Genomic DNA, 23,543 nt, shown 5'->3' on the forward strand with positions numbered 1-23,543 from the left:
CGCGTTGCGCCGCGGCAACGGTGAAAACGACGCTTTGTGAGAGGCCGTTACGCGGGCCGACAACCGGAAACGCCTCCGTTCCGGACGTCGGCCCGTCACGCTTTCCCTAACGGGCGCCCAATGGGTAATGCAGCGAAACAGATTGATACCTTCCGCGCGAAGACGTTTCTTAGGGTTATGGAGTATAATTCGTGCTATGGAATAAAAAATCCCGATTGGGATTTTCAATCGAATAAAAGTTCACCATGTTGAAGCAGCGCACCATTAAATCAATCGTCAAGACGGTCGGCATCGGGTTGCACTCGGGCCGTAAAGTCGACCTGACGCTCCGCCCGGCGGCGCCGGACACGGGCATCGTGTTTTCGCGCGTGGATTTGCCCACGCCGGTGGACATTCCTGCGTCGGCCATGGCGATCGGCGACACGCGTCTCGCTTCGGTGTTGCAGAAAGACGGCGCGCGCGTTTCGACCATCGAGCATTTGATGTCCGCGTGCGCGGGTCTTGGCATCGACAATCTGTATGTCGACGTCACTGCCGAAGAAATTCCGATCATGGACGGCAGCGCGGGCTCTTTCGTGTTTCTGATTCAGTCGGCGGGAATCGAGGAACAGAACGCAGCGAAGAAATTCATTAAGGTCACCAAGCCAGTCGAGATTCGCGACGGCGATAAATTCGCGCGCCTCGATCCGTATTTCGGTTTCAAGCTCAAATTCACGATTGATTTCCGTCACCCGGCCGTGGATAAAACCGGTCAGGCGCTGGAAGTCGATTTCGCCAATACGTCGTATGTGCGTGAAATCGCGCGTGCCCGCACTTTCGGCTTCGCGCACGAAGTCGAAATGATGCGTGAGCTGGGTCTCGCGCGCGGCGGCAGCATGGACAACGCGATCGTGCTCGACGAATACCGCATCCTGAACAACGACGGTCTGCGTTACGACGACGAGTTCGTGAAGCACAAGATGCTCGACGCGATCGGCGACCTGTATGTGGTCGGCCATCCGTTGCTGGCGTCGTACAACGCGTACAAGTCGGGCCACGGTCTGAACAATGCGTTGCTGCGCGAGTTGCTGGCGCATGAAGACTCCTACGAAATCGTCACGTTCGACGACACGCAGAAGGCGCCCCGCGGCTTTGCGTATGAAACGCAGACGGCTTTTGCGTAAGGAATTGGCTCCAGGTCTTCGGTGAAATTTCCGGAGCGGGCGAAAAAAGCGGCTCACACGAGCCGTTTTTTTTTCGTTCAGCGATTTCGCCGATGCCGCGCCGCCATTCTCGCCAGCGCTTCCTGCAAAGGCGAAGGCGCGAGTGATTCGCTCAGCGCGTGCAGCGCGTCGGCGCCCACGGGCGTCATGCGCGCCTGCTTCACCGGCGGCGGCTCCTTGGCGGGCTGCGGCCGCACGCGGATGCGCAGCGCGTTCACCGGCCAGCCGCGTTGCTGCAAATCCGACAGCAGCCTTGGCTCCAGATGCCGCAGCCGCGCGGCCAGCGCGTTGTGCGCGGCAAAGAGCGCAAGGACGCCTTCCTTGATGAAGCCGGGTTCCACGCTTGTCGCCAGATAGTCGGGCAGCAATTGCCGCAAGTCTTTTTCCAGCGCCGCGATCTGCTCGACGCCGGCGCGCAGCGCAGCAAACGCGTCGGTGCGATCGAGCACTTCGGCGACCGGCTGCGGACGGCGCACGCCGAACTGCTTGGGCGGCGGCCTTGAAAACGAGGGAAAACGGCTCATGTTTGACGGTAGCGGCGCGTTCGCACCCGATGCGCGAACACGTCGAGATTGTACCGCGCGGGATGGGCCGCGACCCGGCTGCATGCGCGCCGTCAAAGGTCGGCGCGGCGGGCTTTGATGCCCGGCAGGCGTCGCGCCGCTGACATCGGCGCGGGCGGGGGCGCGTGCTAAAATGCCCGATTCGGTGCGACACGCACGCTCGTGTCCGGCGGCTCCACGTTACGGAGCATCGACTAGAGGGTTATTGAGGCAACTCACCATGCCCTCCGCAGGCGGCCCCCTTGTGGGCTGCACTTTAAGAAGCAGATGCGACCCTATGGGAAGCATCCTTGTAGTGAAATGGGAAACCGGAGCAATCAGCCGGGGACCTTGTTGCATGGACTTGATTACCGTCAGGTCCCGCCCAGTCAGCGGCTTCACCTCCGCCGACAGGGCGGGGTGATGTTTGCAATTCCCGAGCCCTCAGGCAAGGGTTTCGCTAAACGATACGAGCGAAAGCTCGGTGTGTCATTGTTCGACCTCGTTGCTGAAGATGAGGGTAGTGAACCTGCTGTACGACCAGCAGTAGCCTAGGAAGACATGCGTCACTGGCAACGGTGGGGTGTGAAGCTCTTCTGACAATGTAGCCCCCGGACGTTTCGGGCAGATTGGTTCCGCGAGGAGGCGGTCTGGATACTCCTAGCAGCAAGGGGGTAAGGCGCTAGGCTGGCTGATAGGGTTAACGGAAGTGAACTGCTGATAAACCTCGTTAGCATTGTGTGCCAAAGCTGCTGATAGGCACTAACCAAAAGGTATGCGGTTGGATAGCCCGCTCGAATCTCGGGTTACGTCGTCCGTGATACCGCCGGGGAATAGGCAGAACCTAAGTCAGTCGTGTGACATGCCGGGAACGTGGTAAGCCTGTATGGTTGCCAGCGCAGTAAGGCTGGCAGGCGAACCGCAAGGGACGCTGTTGATTGTGCAGGTATGGGAGGACGGACAAAGCGAAAGCCGGGCTGTAATGGTTCGGATAGGGGTTGGAACATTACCCCACGCGAAAGCGGGCAGACTTCCGTCTGGTCTACCGTCGCAAGACGGCTGACTACCCTCTGTAACTTGGTCAGATGCAGGTGCATGCGCCTGCATTGAGTTTTGTTGTTCCCCAGCGGGGTGTATCTACCCCGCTGGGGGAGATGCGCCTTCTGTCTGGGGACTTTTCCAGGTAGGAGAGCAGCATGAAAGTATCTGGTCGAAAGACCGGATCTGCGCTTTCCCACGCGCCGGACAACTGGTACGCCATAGACTGGCGACGGGTTGAGCGGAACGTGAGAGGGATGCAGATTCGAATTGCGAAGGCGACGCGGGAAGGCGATTGGCGAAGGGTGAAAGCCCTGCAACGGATGCTGACCCGCACGTTGTCTGCGAAGCTGTATGCGGTACGACGTGTTACGCAAAACCAGGGTGCGCGAACGGCTGGAGTCGATCGCGAGCTGTGGGATTCGCCTGAAAGCCGGTGGGAAGCCATCGGCAGGTTGAAGCGGCGCGGATACAAGCCTCTGCCATTACGGAGAGTCTTTATCCCCAAGGCCAATGGGAAGGAACGCCCTTTGGGTATCCCAACCATGCGGGACAGGGCGATGCAGGCCCTGTATCTGCTGGCCTTGGAGCCAGTATCAGAGTCGACGAGTGACCTGAATTCCTACGGGTTCAGGCTAAATCGTTCGACAGCTGATGCGATGGCCCAAATCCGCGTTTGTATGTCCCAAGAGGCTTCTGCCAAATGGGTCCTCGAAGCGGATATCAAGGGGTGCTTTGACCACATCAGTCATGACTGGTTGGAAAACAATGTCCCGATGGACAGAGTGATCCTCCGGAAATGGTTGAAGGCTGGCCTGATTTATAAGGGGCAGCTACAGGCGACTGAGGCCGGTACGCCGCAGGGAGGCATCATCTCCCCGACGTTGGCGAACGTAACGCTGAACGGGCTGGAGCGAGAACTGGAAGTGCACCTCGGTGCAAAACTAGGGATCATGAAAGCTCGAAGGCTCAAAGTGAATGTAGTGCGGTACGCGGACGACTTTGTAATCACCGGCGACTCGCGTGAGTTGCTGGAGTACGAGGTCCGACCTTGGGTAGAGGCATTCCTTGCGGTTCGGGGACTGCAGTTATCGGAAGAGAAAACGCGGATCACACACATTGACGAAGGCTTCGATTTCCTAGGGTGGAATTTCCGGAAGTACAAGGGAAAGCTGCTCATAAAGCCGAGTAAGAAGAACGCGCAAGCGTTCTATAGCAAGGTGGCGGAAACGATCAGCAGCAACAAGACGGCGAAGCAGGAGGAGTTGATCCACTTGTTGAACCCAATGTTGCGTGGGTGGGCGCAGTATCACCATCCGGTTACGGCGAAAAAGGCGTACACCCGCATGGAGCATCTGGTGTTTCAGAGGCTCTGGCGGTGGTCCAAGCGGCGGCATCCGCAAAAGAGCAGCAACTGGGTGCGAAAGAAGTATTTCCATTCAGTCGAGGCTCGACAATGGGTGTTCGCGGTCCGGACGGTTCGCGACGATGGCAGTTGGGGCCTGACCGAGTTGTACCAACTCAGCGGTACGGCGATCAGGCGACACAAGAAGATCCAAGGGGAATTTAATCCCTTCGATCCGAAATGGGAGCAGTATGGCGAGCAACTGCGGCAGACGCGTCTGTGGGATTCGATGCGTTACCGGAAGCAGTGGGCAAAGCTGTACATGTCGCAGCGCGGGTTGTGTGCGCACTGCGGCTGTGCCTTGACGGACGACACAGGCTGGCACGACCATCATCTGGAGTATCGGATGCACGGCGGGTCAGACAAGTTGTCCAACCGGGTTCTGCTTCACCCGCACTGTCACCAGCAGGTACACGTTGGTAAACTTGCAGTAACTAAGCCGGTTCTGTCGTAGACAGAACTTTGTTTGTAGATTTGAGCCGTATGCGGGGAAACTCGCACGTACGGTTCTCGGGGGGCCCGATCTTCGTAAGAAGGTCGGGCTACCCGACAATTCACTCTTGGACTAAGCCGCCGAGGCCCTTCCGACCCCGGAGCGCGCGTGCCGAACTGCACGCCGCAAACCAGCCGAAGCCGCGACGCAGACACCGATCCGATGACCACCGGTTTTCTACAGAAGATTTTTGGCAGCCGCAACCAGCGGCTAGTCAAGCAATATCAAAAGACCGTCGCGGCGATCAATGCGCTCGAGCCGCAGATCGAGCAATTGACGGACGATCAACTGCGCGCCAAGACGGATGAATTCCGCCAGCGCGTCGCGAGTGGCGAGTCGCTCGACAAGATCCTGCCGGAAGCCTTCGCGGTCTGCCGCGAGGCCAGCAAGCGGGTGCTGAAAATGCGCCACTTCGACGTGCAGCTGATCGGCGGCATGGTGCTGCATTACGGCAAGATCGGCGAAATGCGGACGGGCGAGGGCAAGACGCTCGTCGCCACGCTGCCGGTGTATCTGAACGCGCTGTCGGGCCGCGGCGTTCACGTCGTCACCGTCAACGACTACCTCGCGCAGCGCGACGCCGAGTGGATGGCGCGCCTGTACAACTTCCTCGGGCTGTCGGTCGGTATCAATCTGTCGCAGATGGACCACGAGATGAAGCAGCAGGCGTACGCCGCTGACATCACGTACGGCACGAACAACGAGTTCGGCTTCGACTACCTGCGCGACAACATGGTCTACGAGCCGGAAGCGCGCGTGCAACGGGCGCTGAACTTCGCGGTGGTCGACGAGGTGGACTCGATTCTGATCGACGAAGCGCGTACGCCGCTCATCATCTCCGGCCAGGCGGAAGATCACACCGAACTGTATGTGCGCATGAACGCGCTGCCGCCGCTGCTCGAACGCCAGATCGGCGAGGAGAAGGCGGACGGCACCGGCGTCGAAAAGCCGGGCGACTACACGCTGGACGAAAAAGGCCGCCAGGTGTTCCTCACGGAATCGGGCCACGAAAAGGCTGAGCGCCTGCTCGCCGAGTGGGGCTTGATCGGCGAGGGCGAAAGCCTCTACGCGCCGCAGAACATCACGCTGATGCACCACGTGTACGCGGCGCTGCGCGCGCACACGCTGTTCTACAAGGATCAGCACTACGTGGTGCAGAACGGCGAAGTGATCATCGTCGACGAATTCACCGGCCGTCTGATGGCGGGGCGCCGCTGGTCGGACGGGCTGCACCAGGCCGTCGAGGCGAAGGAACACGTCAAGATCCAGAGCGAAAACCAGACGCTCGCTTCGATCACGTTCCAGAACTACTTCCGTATGTACGCGAAGCTGGCCGGCATGACCGGCACGGCCGACACCGAAGCGTACGAATTCAACGAGATCTACGGTCTCGAAACGGTCGTGATCCCGACCAACCGTCCGCCCAAGCGGATCGACAAGCAAGATCAGATCTACAAGACCGCGAAGGAGCGCTACGACGCGGTGATCCGCGACATCCGCGAGTGCTATGAGAGCGGTCAACCGGTGCTGGTCGGCACCACGTCGATCGAAAACTCGGAACTGTTGTCGCATCTGCTGAAGCAGTCCGGCTTGCCTCACGAAGTGCTGAACGCGAAGCAGCACGCGCGTGAAGCGGAGATCGTCGCGGAAGCGGGCCGCCCGAAGCGCATCACGATCGCCACCAACATGGCCGGTCGCGGCACGGACATCGTGCTCGGCGGCAATGCCGAGAAGCAGGCGTCGTTCATCGAACAGGACGAAACCGTTCCCGACGACGAAAAACAGCGCCGCATCCAGAAGCTGCACGACGAGTGGCAGGCGCTGCACGATCAGGTGAAGGCCGCAGGCGGTCTGCACATCATCGGCACCGAGCGCCACGAATCGCGCCGGATCGACAACCAGTTGCGCGGCCGTGCGGGACGTCAGGGCGATCCGGGTTCGTCGCGCTTCTACCTGTCGCTCGAAGACCCGCTGCTGCGCATTTTCGCGGGCGACCGCGTGCGCGCGATCATGGACCGCCTGAAGATGCCGGAAGGCGAGGCGATCGAAGCGGGCATCGTGTCGCGCTCCATCGAATCGGCGCAGCGCAAGGTCGAAGCGCGCAACTTTGACATTCGTAAGCAACTGCTCGAATACGACGACGTGTCGAACGACCAGCGCAAGGTCATCTATCAGCAGCGCAATGAACTGCTCGAAGCGAACGACATTACGGAAACCATCGGCGCAATGCGTCATGGCGTGATTGCCGACATCGTTCATCAGTTCGTGCCGCCGGGCAGCATTGAAGAGCAGTGGGACGTCCCTGAGCTGGAAGAAGTGCTGCGCAACGAATGGCAGCTCGACCTCGCGATCCAGGAAATGATCAACGAGTCGAACTCGATTACAGCCGACGAGATCCTGGAAGCGGTAGAAGCCGCCGCGGACGAAGCCTACGAGGCGAAGGTCGAACTGGTCGGCCGCGAGTCGTTCAGCGCGTTCGAGCGCTCGATCATGCTGCAAACGCTCGACCGTAGCTGGCGCGAACATCTGGCCGCGCTGGATCACCTGCGTCAGGGCATCCATCTGCGCGGCTATGCGCAGAAAAACCCGAAGCAGGAATACAAGCGCGAGGCGTTCGAACTGTTCGCCGCCATGCTCGACGCCGTGAAGCTCGAAGTCACCCGCGTGGTGGTGAACGTGCAGATTCAGTCGCCGGAGCAATTGGAACAGGCGGCCGAGCAGATGGAAGAGCAGGGCAGCCACCTCGAACACGTCGAGTTCCGCCACGCCGAATTCGCTGAATCCGCGGCGCCCGCTGCGGCTGAAGCCGCCACCGCTGCCATGATCGGCGACGCGATGAGCCACGGCTCGTCGTCGGCGGCGTCGGCGAATGTGAACGTGAGCCTGGACAACGTGCCGAAGGTCGGCCGCAACGACCCGTGCCCGTGCGGCAGCGGCAAGAAGTACAAGCAGTGTCACGGCAAGATCGCATGATGAACGCGGCGCGCTTCTGAGCGCGCCGCCTCGCTTTGCATCGTCCGTTCTGTAGCGTGTTTCGTTGTTGATTTCGCGGTGGTCCGGCATCTTGCCCGGGCCATCAGTTCCGTTTCCCACAATGCCGGCGCCCGCCGGCATTTTCTTCGACAGGTCGCGACCATGGCTGTCAATTTCCCCTCGATCGATCCCACTCAACTGCATCCCGTCGCCGGCGTCACGCTCGGTTGGACGGAGGCGAACATTCGCAAGCCGAACCGCAAGGACGTGCTGGTCATTTCCGTCGGCGAAGGCGCGACGGTCGGCGGCGTCTTCACGCAGAACCGTTTCTGCGCCGCGCCGGTCACCGTGTGCCGCGAAAATCTGGAGCGCGTGCGCGCCGGCGGCAAGCCGATTCGCGCGCTCGTGATCAACACGGGGAACGCCAACGCGGGCACCGGCGAGCCGGGTATGGTGGCGGCGCGCGAAACCTGCGCCGAACTCGCGCGTCTCGCGGACATCGCGCCGGAACAGGTACTGCCGTTTTCGACGGGCGTGATCCTCGAACCGTTGCCGGTCGATCGTCTGAAGGCGGGTTTGCCGGCCGCGCTCGCGAACCGCAAGGAAGCCCACTGGTACGACGCCGCGCAGGCCATCATGACCACCGACACGCTGCCGAAAGCAACGTCGCGCCAGGTCACGATTGAAGGCCACACGGTCACGCTGACGGGCATCAGCAAGGGCGCGGGCATGATCAAGCCGAACATGGCGACCATGCTCGGCTTCCTCGCGTTCGACGCGGCGCTCGCGCAACCGGTGCTCGACGCGCTGGTCAAGCATGTGGCGGACCGCTCGTTCAACTGCATCACGATCGACGGCGATACGTCGACCAACGATTCGTTCATCCTGATCGCGTCGGGCAAATCGAGCCTGCCCGCGATCACGTCCACCGATTCGCCCGCTTATGCAGCGCTGCGCGACGCGGTGACCGACGTCGCCCAGACGCTCGCGCAACTGATCGTGCGCGACGGCGAAGGCGCGACGAAATTCATGACGGTGCATGTGGAAGGCGGTTCGAGCGCCGGCGAGTGTCGCCAGATCGCATATGCGATCGGCCACTCGCCGCTCGTGAAGACGGCTTTCTATGCATCGGATCCGAACCTCGGCCGCATCCTCGCGGCCATCGGCTATGCCGGCGTGGACGATCTCGACGTCGGCAAGATCGATCTATATCTGGACGACGTGCTGGTCGCGACTGCCGGCGGCCGCAATCCGGCGTACCGTGAAGAAGACGGCCAGCGCGTCATGAAGAAGAGCGAGATCGGCATTCGCGTCGTACTCGGCCGCGGTGATGCGCAAGCCACGATCTGGACTTGCGATCTGTCGCACGACTACGTGAGCATCAACGCCGACTACCGCTCGTAATCAGGTTCATCATGCGGCTTTGGGCCGCTCACTCATTGTCATGGACAAACTCGAACAGTTTCTGACCCGCGCCGAAGCCGTGCTGGTCCGTCTGGAAGCCATGCTTCCGCCCGCCGCGCCCGAGATCGACTGGTCGGCGGCGGTCGCTTTTCGCTGGCGCAAGCGCCAGGGGCGCGGCTATCTGCAACCGGTGCCGGCCATTTCCACAATCACGCTCGACGACCTGCAAAACATCGATCGGCAAAAAGGCCTGATCGAGCAGAACACGCGCCAGTTCGTGCACAAACTGCCGGCCAATAACGTGTTGCTGACGGGCGCGCGCGGCACCGGCAAGTCGTCGCTGATCAAGGCGTGTCTGAACGCGCATGCCAAAGACGGTCTGCGCCTGATTGAAGTCGACAAAGACGATCTGCACGATCTCGGCGATATCGTCGATCTGATCGCGATGCGGCCGGAGCGTTTCGTGGTGTTCTGCGACGATCTCTCGTTCGAAGACGGCGAGTCGGGCTACAAGGCGCTGAAGGTCGCGCTCGACGGCTCCGTCGCCGCGCAATCGGACAACGTGCTGATTTACGCGACGTCGAACCGGCGACATCTGTTGCCGGAATACATGAGCGACAACGAGACGTATAAGCACACGGCTGACGGTGAGATTCATCCCGGCGAACTCGTCGAAGAAAAGATTTCGCTGTCAGAACGTTTCGGGCTGTGGGTGAGCTTCTATCCGTTTAAGCAAGACGACTACCTGTCGATCATCGCGCATTGGCTGCGGCATTTCGGCTGTAACGACGCCGAAGTCGAGGCCGCGCGGGGCGACGCGCTGGTCTGGGCGCTTGAGCGCGGCTCGCGTTCGGGGCGTGTCGCGTGGCAGTTCGCGCGCGACTGGTCCGGCCGGAAATCCGAGGCATGAGCAACTCGCAGAAAAACGCGGCCGGCCGGCCGTTGACGGAAGTTGCCGTCGGCGTGCTGGTTCAACCGGACGGGCGCTATCTGCTGGCGCAGCGTCCGGCGGGCAAGCCGTACGAGGGCTATTGGGAGTTTCCGGGCGGCAAGCTGGAAGCGGGCGAATCCGTCGAGGCGGCGCTTGCCCGCGAGTTGCACGAGGAACTGGGTATCGACGTCGAGGCGAGCCACCTTTGGCACACGCTCGAACACGACTATCCGCACGCCTATGTGCGGCTCTTTTTCTGCAAGGTGACGCAGTGGAAGGGCGAGCCGCATGGCCGCGAAGGTCAGGCGTTTGTCTGGCAGGCGCTTCCTGCCGAGGTGTCGCCGTTATTGCCGGCGACCATTCCGGTGCTCGAATGGCTCGCGGCTGAGAAAAGCTGAAGCGTGACAATGCGCGGATGGCGGCGCTGGCCTGCCCGGCGGTTTGGCGGGGCGCCGGCTCGCGCGCTCAATGCGGGTTGTGTTCCCCGTCACGCGTCTCGTCCGACGACGCTTCCTGATCGGTCCCGCCGATCTTGTACTTTTCAGCCGCCCAGGCGCCGAGATCGATCTGCTTGCAGCGCTCGGAACAGAACGGGCGAAACGGGTTTTCGGGAGTCCAGCGGACATCCTTTGCGCAAGTGGGGCATTTGACGACGGTTGGCATACAGTCAGGCAGTCGATGCGAATGGAACAAGTATCGAATATAGGGACATTTTTCGCCGCTTCAAAGGCGCGGTCGAAGTGAGCACCAGCGAGCGCCCGCTTCGAATCTATCCAGCAACGAGGGTGACAGGCCTGCTTACAGGCTGCACAGCGTGAGCTGAAAGGGCACGTCGACATCCACCGCGCGCGGACGCAGATCGCCGTCCTGCACGGTGAAGCGCACCCACAGCATGTATTTGTTGGCGCTGGCCTCGGGAATCACGCGCAGTTCAGGCGCCACGCGCACCTGCATCAATTGATATGAGCGGCCCGACAGCATTTGCTGATAGCTGCCCGCCATGGCCATGACCTTCGACGCCTGGCCGGACTCGCGCGCGAGCCGTAGCACGATGGTGGCCGCGTCGCGCAGCGGCAGCAGCGGCGAGACCCACTTGGCGATGTCCTGACGACGCTGATCGGGGTGAATCTGCTGCCACGCATAGTAGGACGGCAGATCGAACTTGCAGGTGCCACCCGGAATGATCGCGCGGCTGCGGATGCTGGCAAGCCACTCGTTCTCTGCAAGATGCTGGCCCGTCTTGCCCTGCATTTGCGAAAGTCCCGCGAGCGTCTGCTCGATTTCGCCGAGCACGGCTTCCAGCGCGTTCTGCTCGATGCCGGGGTTTCCGCGAAACGGCGCGAGCGTTTGCCGCTGCCGCTCCAGTTCCTTCATCAGATCCGACTTCAGATCCGCGCGACCCGCAACCTCGGAGATTTCGAACAGCGTGGTCAGTGCGACGTGATGTTCCCTGGCGTCTTCCTGAGACAGAAAGAACGTGAAGCGCTCGAACAGATCTTCGAGGCGCAGTAGCGTCCGGATTCGCTCGTTGAAGGGGTACTCGTAAAGGATCAAGCGGGCTCGCCTCGGGCGTGGTCGGTGACGGGAATGCAGGACATTCTAATGCCGTGCGACTACCCTAGCAATCACGCACTTTTCGAGCGCGCTTTGGCGAATTTTTCCGCGGACTTTCAGCTGTTTGCCGCTGCTTCCGCATGCAGGCAGCGCCAAAGTTCGACGATCCACGCCGACGCACGAGGCACGGCCCGTGCGCCCCGTTTCATATTTCGCGCGAAACGGGTGGCTCTTTTCATACGCCCGCGAGCGCCAGATACGCCCGATGCTGCGCGTCGACCTGTGCGGCCAGCGCGCTTGCCGGAGCGTTGTCATTGACAATCACGTCGTCTGCGGCGGCGAGGCGCGCTTCGCGCGTGGCCTGCCGCGCGATGATCGCGAGCACCTGTTCGCGGCCGAAACCGTTGCGATTCATCACGCGCGCAATCTGCGTCTCGACGCTGCAATCCACTGCCAGCACACGGTTCACGCGATTTTTCCAGCTTCCCGACTCGACCAGCAACGGCACCACGACAATCACATACGGCCCTTTCGCCTCGCGCTGCTCGCGTTCGGTCTCCGCGCGGATCAACGGATGCGTGATGTTTTCGAGGCGTTTGCGAGCGGCGTCGTCGCTGAAAACAAGCGAGCGCATGCGGGCGCGGTCGAGCGAGCCGTCGGCGGCGACGAACTCATCGCCGAACTCGGCCGCGATGGGCGACATGGCGATGCCGTGCGGCGCGGTGATGCGATGCGCGATCACGTCCGTGTCGACGAGCGGCACGCCGTGCGCCGCAAACAGGTCTGCCACCGTCGATTTGCCGCTGCCGATGCCGCCGGTGAGTCCCACAACAAACATGCTTCAGCCTCCCAAAGCCAGGTAAAGCGGTGTGCCGAGAAACAAGGTGAGGACGCCGGCTGCCGCGAGAAACGGCCCGAACGGCAGCGGCTCTTCGAAACGCATGCGGCCGCGCCACGTCGCCAGGAGACCGACGACCGCGCCCGCCACTGCCGCGATCACCACGATCTGCGGAAGCGCGAGCCAGCCGAGCCATGCGCCGAGCGCCGCGAGCAGTTTGAAGTCGCCGTAACCCATGCCGTCGATGCCGCGCACGAGCCGGAACAGCCAATGCACGGCCCAGAGCACGAGATAGCCAAAGATGGCGCCGAGCACGGCATCGCGAAGGCTCGCGAACATGCCGTTGAAGTTGACGATGATGCCCGCCCACAAAAGCGGCAGCGTCATGGAGTCGGGCAGCAGGTGTGTGTCGATGTCGATCGCGCTCATCGCGACGAGGGCCGCGCACAGTCCGAACGCGGCAAGCGCGGTGGGCGTCGGCCCAAAAAGCGCCAGCGCGCCTGCGGCGAGCGCCGCGCTTGCGATTTCCAGTAGCGGATAACGCAGGCTCACGCGAGTCTTGCATGCCGAACAGCGGCCGCGCAGCAGTACATAGCTCAGCACCGGCAGGTTTTCCCACGCATGCAGCACGTGCCCGCAATGAGGACACGCGCTGCGCGGCACCCAAAGGTTGTAGCGTGCCGGCAGACCGTCTTCTTCGAGAGGCTGGTCGGTCGCTTCGCTGACTTCCTCGCGCCATGCACGTTCGAGCATGATCGGCAGCCGATGCACGACCACGTTCAGGAAACTGCCGACTACGAGGCCGAACACAATCGCCAGCCCGAACTGCAAGGCGGGGGGCAAGCTGCCGAACTGCTCGCCGAGCCCGCTCGCGAAGTGGCCGGTCAGCAGAGTCGAAAACGGGCCCGAGAGCAGGCTGGAGGAGGTTTCTGACACGAGTGAAGGAGTTGCCTGCATAGATAAACGGTGGATTCGGCTGCGATGCTACACCACGTTGCCGAGTTGAATGATGGGAAGATACATCGCGATGACAAGGCCGCCGACCAGCGCGCCCAGCACGACGATGACGAGCGGTTCGCACAGACTCGACAATGTGCCGATTTTTTCGTCTACCTGTCGATCGGCGAGCGAGGCCACGTCGAGAAGCATGGTGTCGATTGCTCCGGACTCCTCGGCAACCGCGACCGGCTGCACGACTTCGGGCGGGAAGCAGCGTGCCGCGCGCATGGCAGCCGCGAGCCGTTCGCCGCGCCGAAGCCGCGCCGCGATATCCACGGTGGCGCGGTCGAAGAACGCGTTGCCGGTGGCATGAGTCAGGGAATCGAACGCGTCGGCGAGCGGCGTGCCGGCCGACAGCAACGTGCCGAGCGCGCGGCTCCAGCGCGCCGCGCAAAGCGTGACGAGCAGCGGACCGGCGACCGGCATTTTCAGCGACAAACGCGCGAAGCGGATGCGCGCTGCTTCGGAACGTCGCAGGAGAAACGTCAGCGCCGAACATGCCGAAACGATCGCGCCGACGGCTGGGATGCTCCATGTCGCCGCACCGGACGATAGCGCCAGCACGAACTGAGTCGGTGCGGGCAAACGGGCGCCGAAGCCCTCGAAGATCTGTTTGAAAGTCGGCACGACCCACACGAGCAATGCCCCGGTGATGGCCAGTGCAAGCAGAAGAATCGCGACCGGATAGGTCAATGCCGCGCGTACTTTCGCGCGCTGGGCGGCGGCGCGTTCGCGGTCGTCGGCGATTCGCGCGAGAACCGCGGGGAGCGCGCCGGCGGCCTCGCCGACTTCCACGAGCTGACAATACAACGCGTTGAATTGCGCGGGATGCCGTTGCAACGCCGCGGAAAACCGCAAGCCGCTCGTGATGTCGCGCGCCAGTGCACCGACGATCCGCGGCATGCCCTGACGGCGTGAGCCTAGCGCTTGCGCCAGCAACTCCAGCGCGGGCGCGAGCGGCAAGCCGGCGCGCAGCAGGCTTGAGAGTTGACGCGTGAACAGCGTGACATCGGCGGTGTGAGTTTTAGGGCGCGGCGCCGGTCCGTGCGCCGTGAGTTCGGACACGAACAGATTGTCGCGTTTGAGCCGCGCCCGCGCGGTGCCGGCGTCCGGCGCGATCAGAGCGCCCTGTTTGCGCGTGCCGTCCGCATCGACGCCGCGCCAGCGGAAGCGCGTATCAGTTGGGGCAGCGCGGATTGTGGCCGGCGTGCTCATGCGACCTCCGTGGCCGCGAGCGCTTCGGCGAGACTCGTCGTGCCGTCGCGCACCAACGCCAACGCGGCCTCGCGCAGCGTGCCGACGTGTTCGCTGTGCGCCTGTCGCGCGAGTTCGTGGGTGCCCGCGCGTGCGACGATCAGCTCACGCATCGCGTCCGACACAGGCATGACTTGGTGAACGCCGATGCGCCCCCGATACCCGATGCCATGGCAAGCCGCGCAGCCAGTCGCCGAATACGGTGCGCAGCCGTCGATCTGATTCCCGGCGAAGCCCGCGGCTCGAAGCGCCGCCGCCGAGAGCGGCGCGGGCGCGCGGCACGCCGTGCACAGCCGCCGCACCAGTCGCTGCGCAGTCACCATGCGCAGTGCGGCCGCGAGGTTGTAGGGCGCCACGCCGATGTCGATCAGACGCGCCACCGCAGCGGGCGCGTCGTTCGTATGCAAGGTGGAGAGAACCAGGTGGCCGGTTTGCGCGGCTTTCACGGCGACGTCGGCGGTCTCCTCATCGCGTATTTCGCCCACCATGATCACGTCCGGGTCCTGGCGCAGAAACGCGCGCAACGCCACCGCGAAAGTCAGACCAGCCTTTTCGCGCACGCTCACCTGATTGATGCCCGCCAACTGGATCTCCGCTGGGTCCTCGACGGAACACAGATTGCGCGCCTCGCTATTGAGCAGATTCAGGAAGCAGTACAGCGACAGCGTCTTGCCGCTGCCAGTCGGCCCCGTGACGAGCACGAGGCCATGCGGCGCGCGGATCGCGGCATCGACGGTTTCGCGCTGCCGCGCGTCGAGCCCGAGCGAGTCGAGCGAAAGATCCGCTGGAAGCGCGTCGAGCCTGCGCAACACGAGCTTTTCTCCGAATAGCGTCGGCAGCGAGTTGACGCGGTAGTCTTCGAGCCGTCCGGGCGAGGTCGCGATTCGCAGCCGGCCGTCCTGCGGCACGCGCCGCTCGGCGATGTCCATGCGCGCGAGCACCTTCACACGGGTAATGAACGCGTCGCGCAGGTGCGCCGGCGGCGGCGCGAGTTCATGCAGAACGCCGTCGATGCGCAAGCGCACACGCCAGCCGTGCTCCGCCGGCTCGATGTGCAGGTCCGACGCATTTCGGCGCGTCGCTTCCCGCAACGTGTCGGTCAAAAGACGCACGGCGGGGGCGTTGTCGGGATCGTTTAGCGCTGCCGCACGGGGCTCGGCGATGAACGCGTTCGACGCGCCACGAGCCGTGTTTTCGGGATCGGGAGGCTGAGGCCGCGGCAGCGCCGCAGGTTGAAAAGAAGCTTGCATGAAATGCCGGTGATGAGCCGCCTGTAGAACACGACGGCGTCATCTTCCGGCAAGACAGGTGCCTACTGCCACTCGGCCATTCGGCTAATGGCACGCGCCATTTGACTGTGCGATGCTGCGCGTGCAGGTGTGACGAACGGCTTCTAACCGAGCAACGCCTTGCCGGTTTTTGCGCGCAATGGCGGCTTGAACAGCTTGACCGTGCGAATGGCCTGATCGTCGCTGCGCATCACCTCGAGCTTGACGTCGCGGATCTGCACGCACACGTCGCCGTCCGGAATGTCTTCGAGAATTTCGAGAATGAGGCCGTTGAGCGTTTTCGGGCCGTCCGTGGGCAGCGCGATCTGCAGCCAGCGGTTCAACTCGCGCAGCGGCATGCTGCCCGCGACGATGCACTCGCCATGCTCGTTCCAGCCGCCGCGCGAATTGGCGCTACGCGGGATCGACGTGGTGAATTCGCCGATCAGTTCCTCGATAATGTCTTCCGGCGTGACGAGCCCTTGCACTTCGCCGTATTCGTTGACGACGAGCGCGATGCGATGGCGGCTCTCCTGGAAGTATTGAAGCTGCTGGAACACCGGCGTGCCGCTCGGCACGAAGTAAGGCTCGGTGAGCAGTTCGCGCAGCGTCTCGCGCTCCAGTTCCTGGTTGTGCAGAGCGGCGAGTGTCTTGCGCACGTGGAGCACGCCGAGCACGCGGTCGATGTCGCCCTGACAGACAATCAGCTTGTTGTGATAGCAGGTTTCGAGTTGATGCAGGATCTGTTCGAACGGCGCGTCGTAGTCGAGCGCCTCGATGCGGCGGCGCGGGATCATCACGTCGTCGACGGAAATATTTTCGAGGTCGAACAGGTTCAGCAGAATACTGCGGTGCTTGGTCGGCATGAAGCTGCCGGACTCCAGCACGATGGTGCGCAACTCCTCCATGGAAAGCCGCTGGTCGCGCGCGCCCTTCGTGTTGATATGCAGCACACGCAAGATGCCGGTGGCGAAGAGGTTGACGAACCAGACGAGCGGCCTGGCGGCGCGCATCATCGGCGCGATCAGCAGGCTGGCCGGCAGCGCGATCTTTTCAGGGAAGGTCGCGCCGACAATTTTCGGCGTGATCTCGGCAAAGACGATGATCAGGAACGCGACGATACCGGTTGCGACCGACAACACCAGGTTGTTGCGGCCGAACGTGTGCAACGCGATCGACGTGGTCAGCACCGGAATAATGGTGTTGAACAGATTGTTGCCGATCAGCACGACGCTCAGCAGTTGATCGGTGTGCGCCAGTAGACCCTGAGTGGTCTTCGCGCCGAGCGCGTTCTTGCTGGCAAGATGTTTCAGGCGATGGCGGTTGAGCGCCATCATCGCCGTTTCGGAAATCGAGAAGAAGCTCGAGCAGATCAGCAGCAGGAAGACGGCGCCAATCTGCGCCCATAAGGGAAGTTGTTCCACGCGTCGTGAAGGAAAGAGGGAAGGAGGATGGAGAGAATATAGCAGAGGGGGCCGCGCAAGCCGCCCGTATGGAGTGCCACAGCAGGCGTCCTGGGGCTCGAACTGCACATCGGCGCGAAAGGCGCCGACGAAAAATGCGCCGCAAAAACAAAAAACCGCCGAGCACGCTGCGGCGGTTTTTTGAGCCTCGAACTAACAAGGCGAATCTGGTCGGGGTGAGAGGATTCGAACCTCCGGCCTCTACGTCCCGAACGTAGCGCTCTACCAGGCTAAGCTACACCCCGATTTGTACTGCGGACTCGATTCAGACTAAGCCAGCGTTTCGGTCTTGTTTAAGACTGTCTCGCCGTCGAGTAAGAACATAATTCTAGCAGGCTTTCTTTGTAAATGGAATCGGGAAACGAAGAAATTGCTGCTGCGGCCGCTTGAGCTTCCTGTTTCGCACATTCGAGCGTGTGATCAAGCGCGCCGGAACGCGTGATTGCTTCGAAAATCGTGTCGAAACGGTCCGTGCCGCCTTGTTCGATGGCCTCGCGGGCGAGCGCCGACTGTTCTGGCGTGCCGCGCTCGATCAGATAGATGAGCGGCAGCGTGGGCTTGCCTTCACGCAGATCGTCGCCAGCATTTTTACCCATCGACTCGGCCGTGCCCGTGTAGTCGAGCCAGTCGTCCATGATCTGGAAGGCGGTGCCGATACGCCGGCCGAATTCCGCGGCGGCCGCTTCCGTGCGGGCGTCCGCGCCGGCCAGCACCGCGCCGAGCTGGGCCGCGGCCTCGAACAGCTTGGCCGTCTTGTAGCGAATCACCTGCATGTAGCGGGCTTCGTCGACGTCGGCGTCGTGCATGTTCAGCAGTTGCAGCACCTCGCCTTCGGAAATGATGTTGGTCGCTTCCGACAGAATTTCCATCACGCGCATCTTGCCCACGCCGACCATCATCTGGAACGAGCGCGAATAGAGAAAATCGCCGACCAGCACGCTCGCCGCGTTGCCGAACAGTGCGTTGGCGGTCTGGCGGCCGCGCCGCAGATCGGATTCGTCGACCACGTCGTCGTGCAGCAGCGTTGCCGTGTGAATGAATTCCACGACTGCCGCCAGTTCGTGCCGGTGCCCCGTGGTTTCTCCGAGCGCGCCCGCCACCAGCAGGAGCAGCGCGGGCCGCAGCCGCTTGCCGCCGGCGCTGATGATGTACTCGGAAATCTGGTTGATCAGCATCACCTCGGACGCAAGACGGTGCCGGATGACGCGATTGACCTGCTGCATGTCTCCGGCAATCGGAGCAAGCAGGCTGGTGGCGTTGGAGGAGGGGGTGGCAGTCGACGACATGATGGCTGAATTGGGTAGTGCCGCGAATTATAAGGCGAATCGCGGTTGTTCCGGTCGCGCACTGCCGCGCGGCGCGCTCGAAGTCGCCGCCAAGCGGCGCTTTGCGCCGGGCTGCGCGTTGCCCGCGCGGAACGCGAGGCGGCTCTCAAGTGTTTTGACCGAGCAGCTAACTCTATGTATAATCACAGGTTTCCGCGCGCGGTGCGTGGAAAAAATGAACACAGAGTGAGGTTCTCAATGTACGCGGTCATAAAAACCGGTGGCAAGCAGTATAAAGTTGCTGTCGGCGAAAAACTTAAAGTAGAACAGATACCGGCAGACATTGACGCTGAAATCACGCTCGACCAGGTTCTCGCAGTGGGCGAAGGCGAATCGATTAAGTTCGGTACGCCGCTGGTCAGTGGGGCTTCCGTCAAGGCTACCGTCGTGTCGCAAGGTCGTCACGCAAAAGTGACCATCTTCAAGATGCGTCGCCGGAAGCACTACCAGAAGCATGGCGGCCACCGCCAGAACTATACCGAACTGCGCATCGACGCGATCAACGCGTAAGCGCACCGGTTAAGGAGCAAATCAAATGGCACACAAAAAGGCAGGCGGATCGTCCCGGAACGGCCGCGACTCCGAGTCGAAGCGACTTGGCGTGAAAGTGTACGGCGGTCAGGCTATCAACGCCGGCGGCATCATCGTTCGTCAACGTGGCACGCGCATGCACGCTGGCGAGAACGTCGGCATCGGCAAGGATCACACCTTGTTCGCGCTGGCGGACGGTCACGTTCAGTTCTCGACGAAAGGCGCCGCAAAGAAGCATACGGTCAGCGTCGTCCCGGCAGCAGTCTGAGTTCGCTCAGGCACGGGCTTCAGGACCGGAAAAGGCCCCGCGAAGTTAGCGGGGCTTTTTTTATTGCAGCAGCCGCCGGCACCAGAATTCCGGTGCCGCCCTATGCCGTTCAGTCGATTGATCGGCAGGTGGCGGGCGCGGCAAAATAGCAGCATTCAGTCGTATTTATTTGCATTAAATCTGGCAGCACCATCAGGCAGTACACCACGGGACGGAGTTACGCATGAAGTTCATTGACGAAGCGAGGATTGAAGTCATCGCCGGCGACGGAGGGGATGGCAGCGCGTCGATGCGCCGCGAGAAGTTCGTTCCGTTCGGCGGCCCGGATGGCGGCGACGGCGGGCGGGGCGGCAGCGTGATCGCGGTCGCGGACCGCAACATCAACACGCTGATCGACTATCGCTACGCGAAAAAACATCTGGCGCGAAACGGCGAGAATGGCCGTGGCGCGGACTGCTACGGCAAGGGCGGCGACGATATCACGTTGCGCATGCCCGTCGGCACCACCATCACCGACATGGAAACCGGCGAGTTGATCGCCGATCTGACCGAGCACAATCAGAGCGTGCAAATCGCGGAAGGCGGGGCAGGCGGTCTCGGCAATCTGCATTTCAAATCCAGCACCAACCGCGCGCCGCGTCAGAAGACCGACGGCAAGCCGGGCGAGCGCCGCATGGTGCGCCTCGAACTGAAGGTGCTGGCCGACGTCGGTTTGCTCGGCATGCCGAACGCGGGCAAGTCGACTTTTATCTCGTCGGTATCGAACGCGAAGCCGAAAATCGCCGACTATCCGTTCACCACGCTCGCGCCGAATCTCGGCGTGGTGCGAGTCGGACCGAGCCGCAGCTTTGTGATCGCGGACATTCCGGGCCTGATCGAAGGCGCGGCAGAAGGCGCGGGGCTCGGCCACCAGTTCCTGCGCCACTTGCAGCGCACCGGGTTGCTGCTGCATATCGTCGACCTCGCGCCGTTTGACGAATCGGTCGATCCGGTCGCGGAAGCCAAGGCGATTGTCAACGAACTGCGCAAGTACGACGACCAGTTGTATCAGAAGCCGCGCTGGCTCGTGCTTAACAAGCTGGACATGGTGCCTGAGGACGAGCGTGAAGCACGCGTGTCGGCATTCCTCGAAGGCTTTGGCTGGGACGGCCCGGTTTTCGAAATTTCGGCGTTGACCGGCCAGGGTTGCGAGAATCTCTGCTACGCCGTGTTCGACTACATCGCCGCGCACTCGGACGCGCAGCGCGCGGCCGAAGCCGAAGATCTCGCCGCCGACGTGCGTTTTCGCGACAAGCCGGAAGCACCGTCCGTCGCAGACGAATCCAGTGGCGGTCCGCGCGACTAAACAATTCGGGCGCCGGGCCGTGGGCGGCTGCCGGCGAGCGTCAGGCGTTATCTTGGGAGGCTGCGCACAATGCGTTCCGTCATCGCAGATTCACGGCGGTTGGTAGTGAAAGTCGGCTCGAGCCTTGTTACGAACGACGGGCGCGGCCTCGATCATGCTGCCATCGGCCGCTGGGCGGCGCAGATTGCCGCTCTGCGCGCGCAAGGCAAGGAAGTGGTGCTTGTGAGTTCGGGCGCCATCGCGGAAGGCATGCAGCGGCTCGGTTGGACCAAACGGCCGCGTGAGATCGACGAGTTGCAGGCGGCAGCGGCCGTCGGTCAAATGGGCCTCGCCCAGGTGTACGAAAGCCGCTTCGCCGAGCATTCGATTCAAACCGCGCAAATTCTGCTGACCCACGCCGACCTGGCCGACCGCGAGCGCTATCTGAATGCGCGCTCCACGTTGCTCACACTGTTGCGGCTTGGCGTGGTCCCCATCATCAACGAGAACGACACGGTCGTGACCGACGAGATCAAGTTCGGCGATAACGACACGCTGGGCGCGCTGGTCGCAAACCTGATCGAGGGCGACGCGCTTGTCATCCTCACCGATCAGCAAGGGCTTTTCACCGCCGATCCGCGGAAAGATCCGAATGCTACCTTGGTCCAGCAGGCCGATGCCGGCGCGCCGGACCTGGAAGCCATGGCTGGCGGCGCGGGTTCGAGCCTGGGCCGCGGCGGCATGCTGACCAAGATTCTCGCCGCCAAGCGCGCGGCGCATAGTGGCGCGAACACGGTGATCGCAAGCGGGCGCGAAGCGGACGTATTGTCGCGGTTGGCGTCCGGGGAAGCGATCGGCACGCAACTGATCGCCCGCACCGCGCGTATGGCGGCGCGCAAGCAATGGATGGCCGACCACTTGCAGGTGCGTGGCCATGTCGTGATCGACGACGGCGCAGTCCAGAAACTGACCGAAGGCGGCAAGAGCTTGCTGCCTATCGGCATCGTGGGCGTGCAGGGCGCGTTTGCTCGCGGCGAGGTGATCGCGTGCCTCAATGGCGTGGGAAGGGAAGTGGCGCGCGGCCTCACCAATTACAGCAGCGCGGAGACCAAGCTGATCCAGCGGCGTCCTAGCGGCGAAATCGAATCAGTGCTCGGCTATATGCTGGAACCCGAACTGATTCATCGCGACAACCTGGTGCTGGTTTGATCGACCAACCGGCTCGCGCATAGCACCTCGGCGGTACGTAAAAAAAGCCGTTCCAGTTATTGCTGGAGCGGCTTTTTGTTTAGTGCGTCGTCAAAAACTCAATGAACGAGGGACGCCGCCGTGCGCTTATAGCGGATGTTCTCAACGATCGACTTGGCGCTGCCCGTAGGCAGTTTGTTCGCGCACAGATAATCCTGGTACAGCACCGCGTGATACGCGTTCAGCGCGCCGTTCTCTATGCGCGTGAAGTCGTTCGCAACTGTCCGGTCCCAACCGTCGTGGTCCGCGTTCAGGCCGGCATACAGGCGCCATTCATACGTGTCGCAGCGGATGCCTTCGTAGTTCACATTGTGCGCGCCGCTCGGGCTCGTCACGACCACGGTGTAGCGCACCACGCCGTCCGAACCCACAGTCAGGGAGTTGCGATCGATCGCGAACTGCAAGGGCGTGTTGCCCGACACCTCGAACGGCAACAGATTCGATTCTTGCGGAAGCGGCGGCAAGGTGTCGACCTTGTTTTCCACCCAATTGCTCGGCCGGTCGAGCAGGTAGGCAAACTCGCTGTCGTCCTTGTTGGTTGGTTTACCGGCGCTCGAACAGCCAGCCAGCAGGGCGCTCGTGGCGACGCACGCCACGACGAGAGCAAGTGCTTTCAATATGAATTCCTTGAAAAACGGGCGCGGCTCCCAGGGTTTCAGGAGCCGCGCCCGCACAGGCGACATGGATAGCCGCACAGAATGACTAATTGCGCGTGCCGTGGCGGAGCATCGAGGCGGCGGCTCGATGAGCCGATTCGTCTTCGAGTTCCGATGCCGCGCCGGCCTCGTTTCCGGAGCCGGCGTTGCCGCCGCAATCGGACGCGCTTGTTGTGTGAACCGAAGTTTCGATTCTGACGGTGGTTACCGAAGTCACCGACATTATCGTGGAATCCGGCGGATTCTCCATTGACGACGCTATCCGGGGATAACGCGGCCCATGGTGCCCGCCGGGTTTTTCCGCACGCGGCGCAGTCCGGCGCATGAAACGGGATAGTTCCGTCAGCGCCAACTGATACACATCCCGCTTGAACTCGATCACACAGTCGAGCGGCACCCAGTACTCGTTCCAACGCCAGGCATCGAACTCCGGGTGGTCGGTGGCGCGCAAGCAGATGTCGCAATCGCGTCCAACCATTCGAAGCAAAAACCAGATTTGTTTCTGGCCGCGGTAATGACCGCGTACCTCGCGCTTGATGAACTTGTCAGGCACCTCATAACGCAACCAGTCGCGCGTGCGACCAATCACCTTGACGTGCTCAGGAAGCAGACCGGTTTCTTCGTGTAACTCCCGATACATCGCTTGCACGGGGGTCTCTCCGTACTTGATGCCCCCTTGCGGAAACTGCCAGGAATGTTCACGGAGCCGTTTGCCCCAAAACACCTCGTTGTGCGCGTTCAAGAGGATGATGCCGACGTTCGGGCGAAAGCCTTCACGATCCAGCATACAACCACCTTCGAATCCTTTAAAATTGCTTTGATTATAA

Annotated in this window: 21 protein-coding genes and 1 tRNA gene; 10 read left to right on the forward strand and 12 right to left on the reverse strand. The window is 62.2% G+C overall.

Annotated features, from left to right (window positions below):
• Window positions 1–245: 245 nt before the first annotated feature.
• Window positions 246–1,163 carry a UDP-3-O-acyl-N-acetylglucosamine deacetylase gene (gene lpxC, locus VOM14_RS04105; protein WP_027802319.1) on the forward strand — a complete coding sequence of 306 codons (918 nt, stop codon included), beginning with the start codon at window positions 246–248 and terminating at the stop codon, window positions 1,161–1,163.
• A 77-nt stretch (window positions 1,164–1,240) separates the two neighbouring features.
• Here the strand turns inward: lpxC and VOM14_RS04110 are convergent, their stop codons facing one another.
• On the reverse strand, window positions 1,241–1,726 hold the full coding sequence (locus tag VOM14_RS04110; protein WP_327627478.1) for a DciA family protein: 486 nt from the start codon (window positions 1,724–1,726) through the stop codon (window positions 1,241–1,243).
• Between the two features lie 1,214 nt (window positions 1,727–2,940).
• On the opposite strand from VOM14_RS04110, the gene ltrA reads away from it, so the two are divergent.
• The 5 genes from ltrA to VOM14_RS04135 all read left to right on the forward strand — a co-directional run bounded on the left by ltrA (window position 2,941) and on the right by VOM14_RS04135 (window position 10,386).
• Complete coding sequence (gene ltrA, locus VOM14_RS04115) at window positions 2,941–4,641, forward strand: group II intron reverse transcriptase/maturase (RefSeq protein ID WP_327627479.1); 1,701 nt, start codon at window positions 2,941–2,943, stop codon at window positions 4,639–4,641.
• A 201-nt stretch (window positions 4,642–4,842) separates the two neighbouring features.
• Window positions 4,843–7,653 carry a preprotein translocase subunit SecA gene (secA, locus tag VOM14_RS04120; RefSeq protein ID WP_327628100.1) on the forward strand — a complete coding sequence of 937 codons (2,811 nt, stop codon included), beginning with the start codon at window positions 4,843–4,845 and terminating at the stop codon, window positions 7,651–7,653.
• A 162-nt stretch (window positions 7,654–7,815) separates the two neighbouring features.
• Window positions 7,816–9,057, forward strand: coding sequence for a bifunctional glutamate N-acetyltransferase/amino-acid acetyltransferase ArgJ (gene argJ, locus VOM14_RS04125; RefSeq protein ID WP_327627480.1), 1,242 nt, complete (start codon window positions 7,816–7,818; stop codon window positions 9,055–9,057).
• Between the two features lie 40 nt (window positions 9,058–9,097).
• Window positions 9,098–9,967: an ATP-binding protein gene (locus tag VOM14_RS04130; RefSeq protein WP_327627481.1), complete on the forward strand. Its 870-nt coding sequence runs from the start codon at window positions 9,098–9,100 to the stop codon at window positions 9,965–9,967.
• On the forward strand, window positions 9,964–10,386 hold the full coding sequence (locus tag VOM14_RS04135; RefSeq protein ID WP_327627482.1) for an NUDIX domain-containing protein: 423 nt from the start codon (window positions 9,964–9,966) through the stop codon (window positions 10,384–10,386). The genes VOM14_RS04130 and VOM14_RS04135 overlap by 4 nt, the downstream gene beginning before the upstream one ends.
• A gap of 67 nt (window positions 10,387–10,453) precedes the next feature.
• Here VOM14_RS04135 and yacG read toward each other — a convergent pair whose 3' ends face one another.
• From yacG to VOM14_RS04180, 9 genes are all read right to left on the reverse strand, one after another.
• The gene (gene yacG, locus VOM14_RS04140; protein WP_327627483.1) at window positions 10,454–10,651 is read right to left on the reverse strand and encodes a DNA gyrase inhibitor YacG; all 198 of its coding nucleotides are present in this window, start codon (window positions 10,649–10,651) and stop codon (window positions 10,454–10,456) included.
• A 135-nt stretch (window positions 10,652–10,786) separates the two neighbouring features.
• Window positions 10,787–11,542, reverse strand: coding sequence for a cell division protein ZapD (gene zapD / locus VOM14_RS04145; protein WP_327627484.1), 756 nt, complete (start codon window positions 11,540–11,542; stop codon window positions 10,787–10,789).
• A gap of 235 nt (window positions 11,543–11,777) precedes the next feature.
• Complete coding sequence (coaE, locus tag VOM14_RS04150; protein WP_327627485.1) at window positions 11,778–12,380, reverse strand: dephospho-CoA kinase; 603 nt, start codon at window positions 12,378–12,380, stop codon at window positions 11,778–11,780.
• A gap of 3 nt (window positions 12,381–12,383) precedes the next feature.
• Window positions 12,384–13,337, reverse strand: coding sequence for a prepilin peptidase (locus tag VOM14_RS04155; protein WP_327627486.1), 954 nt, complete (start codon window positions 13,335–13,337; stop codon window positions 12,384–12,386).
• A 27-nt stretch (window positions 13,338–13,364) separates the two neighbouring features.
• Entirely contained in the window at window positions 13,365–14,594 is a 1,230-nt protein-coding gene (locus tag VOM14_RS04160; RefSeq protein WP_327627488.1) for a type II secretion system F family protein, read from the reverse strand.
• Window positions 14,591–15,883, reverse strand: coding sequence for a GspE/PulE family protein (locus tag VOM14_RS04165; RefSeq protein WP_327627490.1), 1,293 nt, complete (start codon window positions 15,881–15,883; stop codon window positions 14,591–14,593). Before VOM14_RS04165 ends, VOM14_RS04160 begins: the two co-directional genes overlap by 4 nt.
• Before the next feature lie 143 nt (window positions 15,884–16,026).
• Window positions 16,027–17,325 (reverse strand): HlyC/CorC family transporter, encoded by a 1,299-nt coding sequence (locus tag VOM14_RS04170; RefSeq protein ID WP_327627491.1) that lies wholly within the window; start codon window positions 17,323–17,325, stop codon window positions 16,027–16,029.
• A 207-nt stretch (window positions 17,326–17,532) separates the two neighbouring features.
• A tRNA-Pro gene (locus VOM14_RS04175) sits at window positions 17,533–17,609 on the reverse strand.
• Between the two features lie 48 nt (window positions 17,610–17,657).
• Complete coding sequence (locus VOM14_RS04180) at window positions 17,658–18,650, reverse strand: polyprenyl synthetase family protein (protein ID WP_327627492.1); 993 nt, start codon at window positions 18,648–18,650, stop codon at window positions 17,658–17,660.
• 237 nt (window positions 18,651–18,887) lie between these two features.
• Between VOM14_RS04180 and rplU the strand changes: the two genes are divergently transcribed.
• The 4 genes from rplU to proB all read left to right on the forward strand — a co-directional run bounded on the left by rplU (window position 18,888) and on the right by proB (window position 22,021).
• A complete protein-coding gene (gene rplU, locus VOM14_RS04185; RefSeq protein ID WP_007180329.1) occupies window positions 18,888–19,199 on the forward strand; it encodes a 50S ribosomal protein L21 in 312 nt (103 codons plus the stop codon).
• Window positions 19,200–19,224: 25 nt separating this feature from the next.
• A complete protein-coding gene (gene rpmA / locus VOM14_RS04190; RefSeq protein WP_327627493.1) occupies window positions 19,225–19,488 on the forward strand; it encodes a 50S ribosomal protein L27 in 264 nt (87 codons plus the stop codon).
• Between the two features lie 223 nt (window positions 19,489–19,711).
• Complete coding sequence (gene cgtA / locus VOM14_RS04195; RefSeq protein WP_327627494.1) at window positions 19,712–20,833, forward strand: Obg family GTPase CgtA; 1,122 nt, start codon at window positions 19,712–19,714, stop codon at window positions 20,831–20,833.
• A 69-nt stretch (window positions 20,834–20,902) separates the two neighbouring features.
• Window positions 20,903–22,021: a glutamate 5-kinase gene (gene proB / locus VOM14_RS04200; RefSeq protein ID WP_327627495.1), complete on the forward strand. Its 1,119-nt coding sequence runs from the start codon at window positions 20,903–20,905 to the stop codon at window positions 22,019–22,021.
• Between the two features lie 98 nt (window positions 22,022–22,119).
• On the opposite strand, the gene VOM14_RS04205 is transcribed toward proB, so the two are convergent.
• Complete coding sequence (locus tag VOM14_RS04205) at window positions 22,120–22,677, reverse strand: CNP1-like family protein (RefSeq protein WP_327627496.1); 558 nt, start codon at window positions 22,675–22,677, stop codon at window positions 22,120–22,122.
• 85 nt (window positions 22,678–22,762) lie between these two features.
• Window positions 22,763–23,503: an RNA pyrophosphohydrolase gene (locus tag VOM14_RS04210; protein WP_327628101.1), complete on the reverse strand. Its 741-nt coding sequence runs from the start codon at window positions 23,501–23,503 to the stop codon at window positions 22,763–22,765.
• Window positions 23,504–23,543: the final 40 nt, after the last annotated feature.

This window comes from Paraburkholderia sp. MPAMCS5 (genome assembly GCF_036016995.1).
GTDB lineage: Bacteria > Pseudomonadota > Gammaproteobacteria > Burkholderiales > Burkholderiaceae > Paraburkholderia.